This is a genomic window from Arthrobacter oryzae, assembly GCF_031454875.1.
Classification (GTDB): domain Bacteria; phylum Actinomycetota; class Actinomycetes; order Actinomycetales; family Micrococcaceae; genus Arthrobacter; species Arthrobacter oryzae_D.
The window spans coordinates 113,756-129,072 of record NZ_JAVDRQ010000004.1 but is presented as its reverse complement, the minus strand read 5'-3'; the positions used below and the strand labels follow the sequence as shown (position 1 = coordinate 129,072).

General features: G+C 67.2%; 15 protein-coding genes. 8 read left to right on the top strand and 7 right to left on the bottom strand.

What is annotated here, in order from left to right:
- Position 1: 1 nt before the first annotated feature.
- The 3 genes from J2805_RS08770 to J2805_RS08760 all read right to left on the bottom strand — a co-directional run bounded on the left by J2805_RS08770 (position 2) and on the right by J2805_RS08760 (position 3,615).
- The gene (locus tag J2805_RS08770) at positions 2–1,528 is read right to left on the bottom strand and encodes an ABC transporter substrate-binding protein (RefSeq protein WP_309975230.1); all 1,527 of its coding nucleotides are present in this window, start codon (positions 1,526–1,528) and stop codon (positions 2–4) included.
- A 231-nt stretch (positions 1,529–1,759) separates the two neighbouring features.
- Complete coding sequence (locus tag J2805_RS08765) at positions 1,760–2,770, bottom strand: Gfo/Idh/MocA family protein (protein ID WP_309975228.1); 1,011 nt, start codon at positions 2,768–2,770, stop codon at positions 1,760–1,762.
- A complete protein-coding gene (locus J2805_RS08760) occupies positions 2,767–3,615 on the bottom strand; it encodes a sugar phosphate isomerase/epimerase family protein (protein WP_309975226.1) in 849 nt (282 codons plus the stop codon). Before J2805_RS08760 ends, J2805_RS08765 begins: the two co-directional genes overlap by 4 nt.
- A gap of 235 nt (positions 3,616–3,850) precedes the next feature.
- On the opposite strand from J2805_RS08760, the gene J2805_RS08755 reads away from it, so the two are divergent.
- Both J2805_RS08755 and nadE read left to right on the top strand, forming a co-directional pair.
- Entirely contained in the window at positions 3,851–4,870 is a 1,020-nt protein-coding gene (locus J2805_RS08755; RefSeq protein WP_309975224.1) for a LacI family DNA-binding transcriptional regulator, read from the top strand.
- Between the two features lie 85 nt (positions 4,871–4,955).
- Complete coding sequence (nadE, locus tag J2805_RS08750) at positions 4,956–5,810, top strand: ammonia-dependent NAD(+) synthetase (protein WP_309975222.1); 855 nt, start codon at positions 4,956–4,958, stop codon at positions 5,808–5,810.
- A gap of 28 nt (positions 5,811–5,838) precedes the next feature.
- Here the strand turns inward: nadE and J2805_RS08745 are convergent, their stop codons facing one another.
- Together J2805_RS08745 and J2805_RS08740 are read right to left on the bottom strand one after the other, a co-directional pair.
- The gene (locus tag J2805_RS08745) at positions 5,839–6,744 is read right to left on the bottom strand and encodes an NADP-dependent oxidoreductase (protein ID WP_309975220.1); all 906 of its coding nucleotides are present in this window, start codon (positions 6,742–6,744) and stop codon (positions 5,839–5,841) included.
- Positions 6,745–6,863: 119 nt separating this feature from the next.
- Complete coding sequence (locus J2805_RS08740; RefSeq protein WP_309975218.1) at positions 6,864–7,646, bottom strand: IclR family transcriptional regulator; 783 nt, start codon at positions 7,644–7,646, stop codon at positions 6,864–6,866.
- 209 nt (positions 7,647–7,855) lie between these two features.
- Between J2805_RS08740 and J2805_RS08735 the strand changes: the two genes are divergently transcribed.
- From J2805_RS08735 to J2805_RS08725, 3 genes are all read left to right on the top strand, one after another.
- Positions 7,856–8,575, top strand: coding sequence for a CoA transferase subunit A (locus tag J2805_RS08735; protein ID WP_309975216.1), 720 nt, complete (start codon positions 7,856–7,858; stop codon positions 8,573–8,575).
- Positions 8,576–8,645: 70 nt separating this feature from the next.
- A complete protein-coding gene (locus tag J2805_RS08730; protein ID WP_309975214.1) occupies positions 8,646–9,344 on the top strand; it encodes a CoA transferase subunit B in 699 nt (232 codons plus the stop codon).
- Complete coding sequence (locus J2805_RS08725; protein ID WP_309975212.1) at positions 9,341–10,549, top strand: acetyl-CoA acetyltransferase; 1,209 nt, start codon at positions 9,341–9,343, stop codon at positions 10,547–10,549. Before J2805_RS08730 ends, J2805_RS08725 begins: the two co-directional genes overlap by 4 nt.
- A 71-nt stretch (positions 10,550–10,620) precedes the next feature.
- Here the strand turns inward: J2805_RS08725 and J2805_RS08720 are convergent, their stop codons facing one another.
- A complete protein-coding gene (locus tag J2805_RS08720; RefSeq protein WP_309975210.1) occupies positions 10,621–11,367 on the bottom strand; it encodes an ankyrin repeat domain-containing protein in 747 nt (248 codons plus the stop codon).
- Positions 11,368–11,378: 11 nt separating this feature from the next.
- Complete coding sequence (locus J2805_RS08715; RefSeq protein ID WP_309975694.1) at positions 11,379–11,981, bottom strand: GlcG/HbpS family heme-binding protein; 603 nt, start codon at positions 11,979–11,981, stop codon at positions 11,379–11,381.
- Positions 11,982–12,216: 235 nt separating this feature from the next.
- Between J2805_RS08715 and J2805_RS08710 the strand changes: the two genes are divergently transcribed.
- The 3 genes from J2805_RS08710 to J2805_RS08700 all read left to right on the top strand — a co-directional run bounded on the left by J2805_RS08710 (position 12,217) and on the right by J2805_RS08700 (position 15,196).
- The gene (locus J2805_RS08710; protein WP_309975207.1) at positions 12,217–13,449 is read left to right on the top strand and encodes a sensor histidine kinase; all 1,233 of its coding nucleotides are present in this window, start codon (positions 12,217–12,219) and stop codon (positions 13,447–13,449) included.
- Positions 13,446–14,072 (top strand): response regulator transcription factor, encoded by a 627-nt coding sequence (locus J2805_RS08705; protein WP_309975205.1) that lies wholly within the window; start codon positions 13,446–13,448, stop codon positions 14,070–14,072. Before J2805_RS08710 ends, J2805_RS08705 begins: the two co-directional genes overlap by 4 nt.
- Before the next feature lie 68 nt (positions 14,073–14,140).
- On the top strand, positions 14,141–15,196 hold the full coding sequence (locus J2805_RS08700) for a zinc-dependent alcohol dehydrogenase family protein (protein WP_309975202.1): 1,056 nt from the start codon (positions 14,141–14,143) through the stop codon (positions 15,194–15,196).
- Positions 15,197–15,317 lie beyond the last annotated feature (121 nt).

The following is a 15,317-nucleotide window of genomic DNA, read 5'->3' as shown; positions in this document are numbered from 1 at the left end:
CCTACTTGGCGGGTGAGTAGTTGTAGATGGACGGAACGGCCTGCTGTGCCTGCGGGGTGACGCTGACTTTGTCGTTGTGGTAATACATCTGGTTGACGCGGAACAGCGGAGCGAACCAGGCCTGCTCCACCACATACTTGTTGACGTCCTGGGCCAGCTTGCCGGCGTCCTCGCCGCCCGTACGCACAGCCTGGATCTTGGCCTCCAGCTCCGGGGTGGTGTTCTTGAACGGGTTGTAGAGGGCCTTGGTGGAGACGATCTGGTCGATCGCTACCGTGGGCTCGCCTTGGAAGAGGTTGAAGAACAATGCGTGGTACTTCTGCGCTGCAACGTCCGCGGTGAAGGTGTTGGTGATCGCGGCGCCGGGCTTCAGGGTGATTCCGACGTCTGCGAGCTGCTGCTGGAGAACCGAGATGAGCGTTTCAGCTCCCGGAAGGGTGGGCACGTCGATAGTCACGTTACCTTCGAAACCGGATTCCTTCAGGAGTTGCTTGGCCTTGGCGGGATCGTAGCTGTAGTAGTTTTCGAGCTCTTCGGTCCAGGCGCCGCTGTCCTTGCCGAACGGCTGCGAGGTGGGAGTTCCCTGGCCGAGCATGACCTGTTCCAGGATGGTCTTCCGGTCGAATGCGTGGTTGATGGCCTGGCGGACCTTGACGTTGGCCAGAGCGGGGTTCTTGGTGCCGTCGCGGTCCAGCAGGAGCAAGCCGGACCAGTCCACCTGGTTCGTTTCAAGCTTCATCTTGGCGCCCTCGGCCTGCTTACCGTTCTTGGGGTCCAGAAGCGTGGCGTCCACCTGGCCGGAAACCAAGGCGTTTGTCCGGGCCGTGGGATCGGTAAGGATCTTGAGGGTCAGCTTCTTGTACTTCTGCAGGTCCTTGTTCCAGTAGCCATCACGTGCTGTGAAGACCGTCTGCGAGTCCTTCACTGAGGCAGCTTTGTCCATCACGTACGGTCCGGAGCCCACCGGTACGGTCTTGATGGCGTCAGTACCCAGGGACTGGGGACTTCCCATCAGGCCGGCTGCTTGACTCAGGAAGTACTCCAGTGCGGGCTCTGCTGCGCTGAGGTTGATGTCGATGGTGTCCTCGTCCACCACGGCAATGTCGGACACAGAAGCCAATTGGGCCATCTGGGGACCATTTGCCTTCTTGAAGTGGTCCAGGTTGGCCTTGGCTGCTGTGGCGTCGAACTTTGCACCGTCGCTGAAGGTGACGTCGGTCCGGAGGTCCACGGTGAGCTTGGTGTTGGTGTCGTTGTACTTCCACGCCGTGGCCAGCATGGGGCTGAGTTTGCCGTCCGGTTCCCGCAGGATCAGGGTGTCATACGCTGCCTGGTACGGCTGCAGGGCATGGCCGACGTGGGCCTGGGCAGGATCCCAGGAAGTGATGTCGCGCAGGGTGCCCAAGGTGAGTGATGTTGGAGCAGCGCCGGCGTTCGAGCCCGCTCCGGCGCCCCCGCCGCATGCGGTGAGCGCCAGCGAGGCGCTGAGTACGAGGGCGGCTGCTGCCGCCTTGGGACCTAACTTCATTGTTGGCTCCTAGGATCCGGGGAACGTGAGACTTGCGAAATTAAGCAAGTGTGGTCTGGGCCACATCGGCCTCTTGGGATTCACAGTACGCACTGTTGCCCTGCCTGGCAACCGATTGTCAAAATTGTTGCAGTATTTCTTTTTCGTACCGGTATAGGTTGCCCGGGCACGAGTGCGTTGGAGGCAACCGGTTGCTTTCAACTGGGCCTCGGGCGCCCTTGCAGCCGCGCCTCAGGACACCTTGTCCGCCGATTCCGGGTAGCTCTGCCGGTAGACATCCTTGATGATGCGCAGCGATTTCTCGGCTTCGGCGGGACTGATCCAGAACGGCTCCGCCTCGTCCAGCCGGCTATAGAAATCGCTGATCAGCAGCTCGTGCGAGACACCCCAGTAGGACCGGCCGCCGGAGTCGCTGGTGCGCTCCGGAATGACATCCACGCGCCCGTCAGCATGGGTGACCGTGAGGTCGCCGCGCAGGCACAGGACAGCCTTCTCCGTGACCACATCGAGTGTCACCGGCGCATTGAAGGCATTGGCCAGGGTGGCATAGAACGCGCTCCGGGCACCGTTGGCATGTTCCGCCACGAATTCCGCGGTGTCCTCCACCTCGATGGTGCCGCCCAGGAATCGTGTCGAAGCGTTTCCCGTGACCGTGACAACGTCGCCCACCAGCCACTGGAGCAGGTCCACGGTGTGGATGGCCTGGTTCATCATCAGCCCGCCTCCGCCACCGGCCCAGGTACCCCGCCAGGGCCGGTTTTCGTAGTAGTCGGCGGAGCGCTGCCACATCACTGTTGCCGAGGCCCCCACCACATCGCCCAGATCGCCCGACGACAGCATCGCGTGCACGGCCTGCGCCGTCGCGTTGTACCGGTTCTGGAAGCACACTGCGATTTTGGCCCGGCCTGCTGATGCTGCTTCCACCAGCCGCCGGCCTTCTGCCAGGGTGTGGGCCAGCGGCTTCTCCACAATGACGTTGACTCCGCGCTCCAGGCACTCCGCGGCCACGGACGCGTGCTGGTCATGCGGAGTGCAGATGTGCACCACGTCCGGACTGACCTGTTCGATCAGGCTCAGGTGGTCGGCGAAGCCAGGGACGCCGTAGGCGGCCACCGCTGCAGCCAGCCGCTGCGGATCCGAATCGCAGACCGCCACCAGCGTGGCGCCGTCGAGCTTTGCTATCGCCTCAAAGTGCACTGACGAAACATCGCCGCAGCCGATGACTGCCGCCGTCGTGCTCAAGAGAGTTCAACTCCGTTTTTTGCCGCGAGCGCAGCGAAGGCGCGGGCCGCGATGCCGAAGGCCACCGGGCCGGAGAAGCCGCCCAGCTCGTGGGCGCTGGCCAAGTGGGGTTCCAGCGACGCGAAGCCGGTGAAGCCGTCCGCCTTCAGGGCCGCGATGGTGGCGTCCAGCTCGCCGTCGCCCTCGCCTGAGGGCACCACTTCGCCGGTGGTGGAGAGCGCGTCCTTGACCTGGAAGTACTCAAGGTAGGGGCGCAGCATCGCGTAGCCGTCGGTATAGGGCTTGACGCCCACCTGGACGAAATTGGCGTTGTCCCAGGCGATTCGCAGCGCCGGCGAGTCCACGGACTCCATGATGTCCAGCACCCGTTGTGGGGTATCGCCGTAGATGCCCTTTTCGTTTTCATGCAGGAGCACGACGCCGGATTCCGCGGCGAGCGCTGCCAGCGCGCCCATGCGGGCCAGGACATCCCCGCGGATATCTTCCGCCCTCAGGTCCTCGGCCCGGTAGAACGAGAAGATGCGGATGTACTTGGTATCCAGGCCCTTGGCCACGGAGATGATCTGCCGGAGGCGTTCCAGCTCGTGTTCCACCGGCAGGCTCACATCCACCTTGCCGATGGGGCTGGCCACTGCCGAAACCTTGAGGCCCTTGTCATCCAGGATTTCCTTGAGCTTGGCAACCTGCTCCGGCTCCAGCTCCGAAACGTTGGTGCCCCAGGCGCTGCGCACCTCGATGTGGCTCGCGCCCAGTGCCAGCAGCACGGCAGCCTGCACAGCGGGATCCGGGTCTATCTCATCGCCGAAACCTGAAAGGGGCCAGACTGCGGTTGTTGTTTTGCTCACGCGGATCTCCTGGGTTTCCGGCCGCCGCGCTTGCCTTCCCGGCTCCAGTGCGGTGACGCAGTTCACAAACGGTGTCCGCCCCAGTTTAGCCAGCCCTGCCACTTAATGACAACCGATTGCCAAAATCTGACAATCTGTGGCATTCTTTGCTGACCGGATCTGTGTCGGCACTCACAGTCCCGCCCATCCGACCCGGCCCATCACGGCCCGGCCACCACGTTCAGAGAGGAGCGCCGTGGCTACGACGCAACCCGCAGCAGCGGACCGCCCGCCCACCATCCATGACATCGCCGCGCTCTGCGGTGTGGCGGCCTCCACCGTTTCCCGTGCGCTCTCCTCCCCTGACCGCGTCAACATCCGGACGCGCCAGCGGATCGAGGCGGCCGCGGCCCAGCTGCACTACATCCCCAACAGCCAGGCCAAGGCGCTGAGTTCCGGCCGCACAGGCGCGGTGGGCGTGCTGGTCCCGGACATCACCAACCCCTTCTACTTCGACCTCATCCGGGGCACCCAGCTCCAGCTCAAGGCTGCCGGCTACACCCAGCTGCTGGTGGACACCGAGGAATCGGACGAGGTGGAAGCCAGTACCTTGGAACAGCTGCGCAAGAGCGCGGACGGAATCGTGGTGGCCGCCTCCCGGCTCAGCGACGAAGCCCTGCTGGCCGCGGCGGCAAAGATGCCCATGGTCACCATCAACCGGGACGTCCCCGGGGTCCCCGCAGTTCTCATTGACACGCCGTCCGCCACAAGCCAGGCCCTCGACCATCTCATCTCGCTGGGGCACACCCGGATTGCCTACATCGCCGGCCCGGCAACATCCCAGTCCAGCACGCGGCGATGGACCGCCCTGTCCGAGGCAGCCGAGGAACGCGGTGTGGAAGTATGCCGGCTGGGGCCGTTCTCGCCCAAGACGCAGTCCGGTGCAGCCGCCGCGGACGCCGCCGTGCACAGCGGGGTGACGGCCTGTATCGCGTTCAACGACCTCATCGCCATCGGCATGCTCCAGCGACTTCGCGAACGCGGTATCCGTGTCCCGGAGCACATGAGCATCGTGGGCTGCGACGACATCTTCGGGGCCGACTTCTGCAACCCGCCGCTGACCACCATGGCCTCGCCGATCGAACAGGCCGGCCGCGTGGCCATTTCCATGCTGCTGGCCCAGCTGAACCCGCTGGCAGGCGGAGGCATCCGCAGCCGGTCCGTGATGCCCACGCATCTGACGGTCCGCGGCTCGACCGGCCCCGCGCCGCAGTAATTCCTTGCGGCATCCGGGAAATTCCTTGCGGCATCCGGGCGGACACAGTTGAGCATGGTTGACACTGCTGACTAGTCTGGATCACATGCGCGAACTCCAGGCCAGGATCATTGAAGAAATGGGCGTCCAGCCCCGGATCGACCCCGCCGGGGAGGTGCGCAAACGCGTCACTTTCCTGAAGGAATACCTCAAGGCAACGCAGACCAAGGGCTTCGTCCTGGGAATCTCCGGAGGCCTTGATTCCTCGCTCGCGGGCCGGCTCGCCCAGCTTGCCGTCGACGAGCTCACGGCAGAAGGCGTTGAGGCCAACTTTGTGGCGGTCCGCCTTCCCTACGGCGTGCAGCACGATGAGAACGACGCCCAGGCCGCCCTTGACTTCATCCAGGCCAAGACGGAGTGGACCTTCAACATCTCTGCGGCAGTCGATGGCTTCGAGGATGAATTCGAGAAGACCGTGGGCAACGGGATCTCCGACTTCCACAAGGGCAACACCAAGGCCCGCACGCGCATGATCGCGCAGTACGCCCTCGCCGGCGAGCACAACTACCTGGTCATCGGCACCGACCACGGCGCCGAATCCGTGACGGGCTTCTTCACCAAGTACGGCGACGGCGGAGCGGACATCCTGCCGCTGTTCGGACTGAACAAGCGCCAGAACCGGGCACTCCTCGCCGAGCTCGGCGCCCCGGCCCGCATCTGGGAGAAGATCCCCACCGCCGACCTCCTCGACGGCAAGCCCGGCCGCACGGACGAGGATGAGCTGGGCATCACCTATGACCAGATCGACGACTACCTCGAAGGCCGCGAGGTCCCGGACTCCGTCGCCGAATCGATCGAGCAGAAGTACCTCCGCACCCGTCACAAGCGCACGGTCCCGGTCAGCATCTTCGACACCTGGTGGAAGCACGAAGGTCCTGAGGAGCCCCGGGTCGGGCTCTAGGCACTCCGCCATCAAGCTGCGCCGCCGATTACGGGATCAGCACCAGCTTGCCCCGCACGTGGCCCGCGCGGCTGAGTGCCAGCGCCCTGGCCGCCTCGGTGAGCGGGAGCCGCTCCTGGATGTGGAAGCGGACCTTGCCGTCGGCAGCCAGCCGGGCCGCGTCCGCAACCCGTCCGTCCAGCAATCGCACGGCGGCGATTCCGGCGGCGTTGGTCTCCTTGCCGGGCACGGTAGTCACAGCGGGGCCATGGCCGCCCAGCAGTTCGACGGTTGCCGCCGTCGTCGCCTCCCCGCCAATGGTATCCACCACGGCGGTGACGCTGCCCAGGGAACGCGCTCGCTCCACGAGCCCTTCCCGGTAGGCAACGGGTTCGGCGCCGAGACCGCGCAGATAGTCATGGTTCTGCTCCGAGGCGGTGCCGATGACCCGGGCGCCCAGGTCCCGCGCAAGCTGGACGGTTGCCGAGCCGACCCCGCCCGCCGCGCCGTGGATGAGGACCGTGTCCCCCACACCGATGCCCAGCTGCACCAGGGCCGAGTACGCGGCACCGCCAGCGATGGCCACGCAGGCTGCCTGCTCAAAGTCGATGCCGGCCGGCTTCGGCGTCAGCTGCGCGGACGGAACGTTGGCCACGGCGCGGTAGCCTCCGGCAACGCCGTTCCAGATGACCTCGTCGCCCATGCCGAACCCGGTCACGCCGGGGCCGACGGCGGTCACTGTTCCTGACGCTTCGCAGCCGGGAACACCCGGGAGCTGCAGCGGGAAGTAGGGTTCCAGGTAGCCCGCAACGAGCTTCCAGTCCACGGGGTTGACCGCGACGGCGCGGACGCCCACCTGCACCTCGCCCTCTGCCGGAGGTGGCTGCTCCTCCTCGCCCACGGTGACGAAGTCCGGGCTGCCAAAACGGTCGAACGTCATTTTGGTGCTTGTCATTGAGGCCGCGCTCCTTGGGCTCGTCGCAGTTGCCGCCGATGCTGCCAGCATCTTGCACATCGGGTGTGGTTGCAAGCGCCTGCGGCCGCGTGAACTTGGCGGCGAGACCTGTGCGGGGGTCAGGCGCCGGGTGCGCGGGTCAGCAGCGTAGAGATCCGGTGGGCTTCCTCCATCAGGAGGCGGCCCAGGGTCTCCTGCCGTTCGCCGCGGAACCTCGGCTCGATCCCGGTCAGTGACAACGCCCAGGCGGGCCGTCCGCGCTGGTCGAACACCGCGGCGCCCATGCCCCAGCTGCCCTCGAGGACCAGGCCGGGATTGACCGAATAGCCGGCCTGCCGCGTCTTCGCCAGGTTCTCCCGGACCAGGGCCTCGGTGTGCCCTGCAGCGAAACTGCCGGCGTGGGCAGCCCAGCCCGCGAGCAGCTCCTCCTGTTCGGCCTCAGGCAGGAATGCCATGATCGCGGTTCCGGCGGAGGCCACTCCCAACGGAAACCGGACGCCCTCGTGCAGCACAAAGGAGCGCACCGGGAAGCTGCCTTCCTCCCGGAGCAGGCACACCGTTTCCGCTCCCCGGCGGATGGAGAAGAAGGCGCTTTCCCCCGTCTCCTCGGCGAGCCGGCGCAGGCTGGGCCGCGCAATGTCCTCGAGCGGAAAGCGGGCCGACGCCACGGAACCCATCAGCAGGATCTCCGGGCCCAGCACCCAGTTGCCGCTCTGCGGATCCTGGTCCAGCAGGCCTTCGGAGGCCAGCGAGGAGAGCAGCCGGTGGACAGTGGGCCGCGTAAGGCCCGATTCCCGAACCACTTCAACCAGCGGGCTGCCGTCGGGCTGGCGTCCCACGATCCGCAGCAGGCTGGCGACGCGGCTGACCACCTGGGCACCCTGGACCGGTGCTGAATTCATGATTTTTCCTCCAAAGCATCCACATTATGGATACTTCAAAGCTTACCGTCCACACTGTAAAAATGCCCATATTTCGCGGCGAAAGGTGCCTTGACAGAGCCTTCGGCTCCCCCGTACGCTCCAATTCCAGACCTACAGTCCACAAAGTGGATTACCGGCTGCACGGGGAACCAGAACACCGGGCCCTGACCGCTCAATGAGGAGATGCAATGACAAAGCTGAAATCCGGCGCGGCTGCCGCGCTGCAGGACGTGCTGCGGGACGGCATGACGCTGGCCGTCGGGGGCTTCGGGCTCAGCGGCATCCCGGCGGACCTGATCGAGGCCGTCCGTGATTCCGGGGTCAAGGACCTGACGGTGGTGTCCAACAACATGGGCGTGGACGGCAAGGGCCTCGGCGTGCTGATCGAAGCAGGCCAAGTCCGCAAGGTCATCGCCTCCTACGTGGGCGAGAACAAGCTCTTCGCCGAGCAGTACCTCGCCGGCCAGCTCGAAGTGGAGTTCACCCCGCAGGGCACACTGGCTGAGCGCCTCCGTGCCGGCGGCGCCGGCATCCCCGCGTTCTACACCAGGACCGGCGTCGGCACCCTCGTCGCCGAGGGCAAGCCGCTCGCCGAGTTCGACGGCGAAACGTACGTCCAGGAGCGCGCCATCAGGGCCGACGTCGCCCTGGTCCACGCCCACACTGCCGACACCGACGGCAACCTGATCTACCGCTTCACCGCCCGGAACTTCAACCCCGTGGTGGCCACAGCCGGCGCAGTAACCATCGCCGAAGCAGAAGTCATTGTGGAGCCGGGCGCGCTGGACCCCAACCACATCGTCACCCCCGGCGTCTACGTCCAGCGCCTGGTGCAGGCCAGCGGCCGGGTCAAGGACATCGAACAGCGCACCGTCCGCGCCCGCGCAACCGAACCCGTTCCCGCCTAGCCCCCGCGACTACACAGCGCGAACGAACACTTAAGCCCCCACAAGAATTCACGAACCCAAGGAGAACCCCATGGCCTGGACCAGGGATGAAATGGCTGCCATCGCGGCCGAAGAACTCGACGACGGCGACTACGTCAACCTCGGCATCGGCATCCCCACGCTGGTGGCCAACAACCTCCCCGAGGGCGTGCGCGTGGTCCTGCAGAGCGAGAACGGCCTGCTCGGCATGGGCCCGTTTCCCTACGAGGGCGAGGAAGACGCCGACCTCATCAACGCCGGCAAGCAGACCGTCACCGTCCTGCCCGGCGGCAGCATCTTCGACTCCGCCACGTCCTTCGGCATGATTCGCGGCGGCCACGTCAAGGTCGCCATCCTGGGCGCCATGCAGGTCTCCGGCAGCGGCGACCTCGCCAACTGGACCATCCCCGGCAAGATGGTCAAAGGCATGGGCGGCGCCATGGACCTCGTCGCCGGGACTCCGCGCGTGGTGGTCCTCACCGAACACAATGCCAAGGACGGGTCCGCCAAAATCGTCCGGGAGTGCACCCTTCCGCTCACCGGCCTGAGCGTGGTGGACCGGATCATCAGTGACCTCGCCGTTTTTGACCTCGTGAGGAACGAACAGGAAACAGGCGGCGGCCGGCAGCTCACGCTCACCCGGCTCGCCCCGGGCGTCACCGTGGAGGAAATCCGCGAGAAAACCGAGGCCGCATTCGTCGTCGCCCTCGAAAACGACGCATCCCCCGCCATGGAAGGAGCCACAGCATGAGCCTGAAGGATCAGTTCGGCAAGGATGTCCTGCTCACCGGCTGGGGCCACAGCCGTTTCGGCAAGCTCACCGACGAGACCCTCGAGTCCCTGATTGTGCAGGTTGCCACCGAAGCCATCGCCAACGCCGGCATCGAACCCGGCCAGATCGATGAGATCTACCTCGGCCAGTTCAACTCCGGCATGATGCCGCTGGCCTTCCCGTCCTCGCTTGCGCTGGAGGTGTCCGAACAGCTGGCCAACGTGCCGTCCACCCGGGTGGAGAACGCGTGCGCTTCGGGGTCGGCTGCCTTCCAGCAGGGCACCAAGTCGCTGCTGGCCGGCACCGCTAAGACCGTGCTGGTCATCGGCGCCGAGAAGATGACGCACGCCGGTGCCGACGTTGTGGGCGCGGCCCTGCTGGGCGCGGACTACGACATGGCCGGGAAGGCCTCCACCACCGGCTTCACCGGTCTGTTCGCCGAAGTGGCCAAGCACTACGAGAAGCGCTACGGGGCCGGGACCGGGGCCAGCGCCGCAAACCTCGGCGACGTCCTGGGCACCATCGCGGCGAAGAATCACCGCAACGGCGTGGACAATCCGTACGCCCAGCTCCGCAAGGACCTCGGCGAGGACTTCTGCCGCACGGTCTCGGACAAGAACCCGATGGTTGCCGATCCGCTGCGCCGCACCGACTGCTCCCCCGTGTCCGACGGCGCCGCCGCCGTCGTGCTCTCAATTTCACCGACCGGCGGGGCAACCGCGCCGGTGCGGCTCGCCGGTTTCGGCCAGGCCAACGGCTTCTTCCCCGCCGAGCGGCGGGATCCGACCGCGTTCGCCGCAACTCGCGCGTCCTGGCAGCGGGCACTGGCGATGGCCGGGGTCGGGCTTGACGGCCTGGACTTCGCCGAGGTGCATGACTGCTTCACCATCGCCGAACTGCTGATGTACGAGGCCATGGGCCTGACCGAACCCGGCCAGGGCGCCCGGGCCTTGGAAGAAGGCTGGGTGTTCAAGGAGGGCAAGCTGCCGGTCAACGTTTCGGGCGGACTCAAGGCCAAGGGCCATCCAGTCGGTGCAACCGGCGTGTCGCAGCACGTCATCGCGGCCATGCAGCTCACCGGCACAGCAGGCGAGATGCAGCTGGCCAACCCGCGCCGCGCGGCCGTGCAGAACATGGGCGGCGTGGGCATCGCCAACTACGTCAGCGTGCTCGAGGCCGTCTAGCCCCACCCAAGTAGGTAGCAGCAGGTGTCGTTTTGAGCCCTCAAAACGACACCTGCTGCTACCCAGTTGGGCTAGCGGCCCCGGATCAGGGCGGCGATCTCCACAAACCCCAACCGTTCCGCGTTCTCCAGTGCGGTGCGGCCCTGGGGGTCGCGGATGTTGGGGTCGGCGCCGGCGGCCAGGAGCTGGCGCACCACGTCCTGCTGCCTGGGTCCGCCGTTGTTGAGCAGGATGGCCTCCTGCATGGCGGTCCAGCCCAGGTTGTTGACGTGGTCCACGGGCACGCCCGCAGCGATGAGGATCCGGACGGTGTCCACATGCCCGTGTTCGCTGGCGGGGATCAGCGCCGTCCCGCCGAAGCGGTTGGTGCTGCGGACGTCGGCGCCGGCAGCCAGGGTCAGCTGCAGGACCTCGTTGAAGCCCTCGGCCCCCGCGTAAAGGAAGGCCGAGTCCTCGATGGCGTCTTTCGCGTTGACGTTGCCTCCGGCCCGGATCAGCTCGGCCACCATGGCGGCGTCGTTGGCCTTGGCGGCCCGGATCAGCCGCTGGTCGAGCTCGGCCTGCGCCTCAGGAGGCAACGCAGGACGGGTCTCGGCCGGCGCTGCAGGTGGCGCCGGCGCCGCGGTAGTGGTCTCCGACGGCGATGCGGCCGCTGTTGCAGACGAGGCGGGAGCAGGAACGGACGACGGCGGTGTGTCCCGCCGTCCGGGATCGCCGGGCCCCGCCTGGCAGGCCGCCAGGCAGGCGGCAACACCGGCTGCGGCGATGAAGACCGCCGATACCTGCCGTGCCCTGCGCCATGTCCTGAACCGCCTCATCAGCCCACAGCCTACTTCGCGGAGCCGGAGGCCGCAGCGGCAATGGCCTCCGCGCCGGCGGTTGCGCAGGCTTCGTCCAGGGCACCGTCCGGGGCGCCCCCGACGCCGATGCCTGCCACGGAGACTCCGTTGACCTTGAGCGGAACGCCGCCGGCCAGGAAGAGGGTACCGGGGAGGTCCGCGATGCTCGGTCCGTTGCCGTTGATGCGTTTGGCGAGCTCACTGGTCGGCGTGCCGAAGGCGGCAGCCGTGTAGGCCTTCTGCTGTGCCGCTTCAATGGTGTGCTCTGCAGCGTTGTCGCCGCGGAGCAGGGCCTGCACGGTTCCGAACCTGTCCACCAGGGCCACCGTGACGAACGGCAGCTTGTCCGCCTGGCATTTGGCGAGCGCTGCCTTGACCGCGTCCCCGGAGGCACCCACGCTGATCCGGTTCTGCGCGACCACGGTTTCCGGAACCGGCTGGACATCGGCTGCAGGGACGGCGGCGGGTACGGAGCCGGGAACCGCTGCCGGCGCTGGCGCAGCAGCTGAGGTCCCGGCGTTGGCAGCGGCCGTCAGCCCGCCGGTGAGGAGCAGCGCTCCGGCGGCAGCTGCGGCGGCGATTTTCTTGGACATCATCACGGGTTCTCCTTGGAATGGACTTCTGGCCCAAATGGGCTTTAGGTGCTTGCCCGGTTCATAGCCCCGGGCCTGGAATCCATCCTGTCTGCTCAGGCGCAGCGGGGCATCGGGCATTGGTCTGCCGCGGCCTCCCCCATCGGGCTGGGCCTATCAGCCAAAAGGCTGAGAGACCAGCAACGGTGCGGGCCCTAGCATGGTGGTAGCACTCCTCCACCGGAAACCGGACCCCATGCCCTCCTCATCACCAGCCCGTCCGCCGGCGGCAGTTCCCGCGCCGGCCCCCGCACCGGGCACTGAACCTGTCCTCCACCAAGGCGCCAACGGAAGGGGCCCGCTGGGCCGCATTGACGCCGTCGTGCATCTTGGTTTTGCCGTTCTGCTGGTAGCGTCGGCGGTCCGGTACGTCATGCGGCACAGCCCCGCGGACAACCTGTGGGTGCTGGCCCTCGCCGCGGCGGTGTGTTCGCTCTATGCCGTGATCGCCGTGCTGTCCCAGCGCAGGCGGCCGTGGGCGGTGTGGATGTTCGTGCTGGTGGCGCTCTGGGCTGTGCTGGTGATCGCGGCTCCGAGTTTTGCGTGGTGCTCGTTCGCGCTGTTCTTCCTGTGCCGGACCGCGTTCAGCGGCTGGGTGGCGTACCTGGCGGGCGGCGCGACGGCGGCGGCCACCGCCGCCGGGCTGTTCCGGCTCAGCGGCGGCAGCGATATCGCCATGCTCCTGGGTCCGCTGGCCGTGGGCGTCATGCTGACCCTGATCTACGACCGCATCGAGCAGGACGCCGCAGAACAGCGCAGGCTTCATGCGGAGGTGTCGCTGGCCCAGGGACGGCTGGCGGCCAGCGAGCGCCGGGCGGGCACCATCGAGGAGCGCGAACGGGTGTCCCGGGAAATCCACGACACCGTGACGCAGGGACTGGCCAGCAGCCTCCTCCTCCTGGAGGCCGCGAACAGGTCCTGGCCCAGCCCGGCCGCGCGCGAGGACGTGCTCAACGCCAGCGGGATGCTGCGCCGGAACCTGGCGGACACCCGCAGCCTGGTCCATGAGCTCGCCTCGCCCGGGCTGGACGCGGCACCGCTTCCGGATGCCCTGCTGCAGGCGGCGCGGCAGTATGTTCCGGGCGTTCGGCTGCTGGTCACGGGCGAGCCGCGCCCGGTTCCCGCCGACGTGCGGCATGCGCTGCTTCGGGTGGTCCAAAGCGCCGCCGCGAACACCCAGCTGCATGCCGGCGCGGAGAATGCCACGGTAACGCTGGGGTTCCTGCCCGGTGCCGTCACCCTGGATGTGTACGACGACGGCGGCGGTTTCGACCCGCTGTCGCTGGCACCGCCGTCGGATGCCGGAGGCTACGGTCTCCGGGCCATGCGGCAGCGGGTGGAGCAGCTGGGCGGCGTATTCTCGGTGGAAAGCACCCCCGGCGAGGGGACGATCGTGGCCGCGCAACTGCCCACCGGGGAGGAACAGTGAACCCGATTACCGTACTGCTGGTGGACGACCACCTGGTGGTCCGCAGCGGGCTCAAGGCCCTGCTGGGAACGCAGCCCGATATTGAGGTCGTGGGAGAGGCCGCCTCCGGCGAAGAGGCGCTGGTCCAGACAGAGCAGCTCAGCCCCGCAGTGGTGGTGATGGACCTGGCCATGGGGGCCGGCATGGACGGCATCGAGGCCATCAGGCAGCTGCGCCGGCACAACAGCCGGCAGGCCGTGCTGGTGTTCACCACCTACGATTCGGATGCGGACATCGTCCGGGCCGTCGACGCCGGCGCCATGGGGTACCTGCTCAAGGATGCCGCGCCGGAGGAGATCTTCGCGGCGATCCGTGGGGCCGTCCAGGGCAAGAGCGTGATGAGCGCCCCGGTGGCTTCGCGGCTCTTCCAGCAGCTGCGGAACCCGGACGAGATCCTGACGCCGCGCGAGGCGGAGCTGCTGAGCCTGCTGATCGAAGGCCTCAGCAACCGGGAGCTCGGCCAGCGGCTGTTCATCTCCGAGGCCACGGTCAAGACGCACCTGGCCCACATTTACGCCAAGCTCGGGGTGGAAACCCGGGCAGCTGCGATCGCCACCGCTATCCGCCGCGAGGGGATGCGCTAGCCGGGCCAGCCGCCGGAAGGCAGGTCTAGACTCGATCCTAGCCACGCCCCCGGACTTGAGGAGCCCTCATGCGCGCCACCATCATCCACGGCCCTGGAGACATCCGGGTCGAAGACCGCGACTACCCCGCCGTACAGTTGCCCACGGACGTGGTGGTGAAGGTGACCGCGTCCTGCGTCTGCGGCTCGGACCTGTGGGCATACCGGGGCGTGAAGCCCACCCGCAAGCCGGCGGCCATCGGCCACGAATTCGTCGGCGTGGTGGAAACTGTCGGCGAGGACGTAACAGCGCTGGCGGCAGGCGACTTCGTCATTGCACCCTTTGTCCTCAGCTGCGGCGAATGCCCGCAGTGCCGCAACGGCGTCACCGTTGCCTGCGATTACCTAGCCGGCTGGGGCGGCCGGGACCGCTCCGGCCACAGGATCGACGGCGGCCAGGGCCAGGCCGTCCGGGTTCCGCTTGCCGAGAGCACCCTGGTCAAGGTGCCCGGAGTCACGGAGCCGGATGCTGAACTCACCGCCAACCTGCTGACGCTGTCCGATGTCATGGCCACCGGCCACCACGCGGCGCTGTCCGCGAAAGTTGCGCCAGGCCGGACGGTAGTAGTGGTGGGCGACGGCGCCGTCGGACTCTGCGGTGTCCTTGCGGCCAAGCGGCTCGGGGCAGAGCGGATCATCGCCATGTCCCGCCACGCCGACCGGCAGGCCCTGGCCCGCGAGTTCGGTGCCACGGACATCGTGGAGGAACGGGGCGACGACGGCGTGGCAAGGGTCCGCGAGCTGCTGGGCGGCGTGCTCGCCGACTCGGTGCTGGAGTGCGTGGGCACCAAGGAATCCATGGAGCAGGCCCTGCACTGCGTGCGCCCGGGCGGCGCGCTTGGCTTCGTGGGCGTCCCCACGGGCGGAGCCGAAGTACCGCTGCGCTACCTGTTCGACTCCAACGTCTCCATTGCCGGCGGCATGGCTCCGGCCCGGACGTACATCCCCGAACTGCTGGCCGATGTACTGGCCGGAGCCATCAGCCCGGGCCGCGTGTTTGACTCCGTGATGCCGCTGGAGGAAGCCGCCGAGGCCTACAAGGCGATGGACGAACGGCGCGCCATCAAGGTACTGCTCACACCCTGACACAGGCGGCTTGCCGCAGGAATTAACAGACGGCACTGGCTACCCCCTGTGAGCTCCTTCGGGTGCGATACTAAGTCTGCGTACGAATCGGGTGCGCGTACGGTCCGGGTCTTCGCCTGGA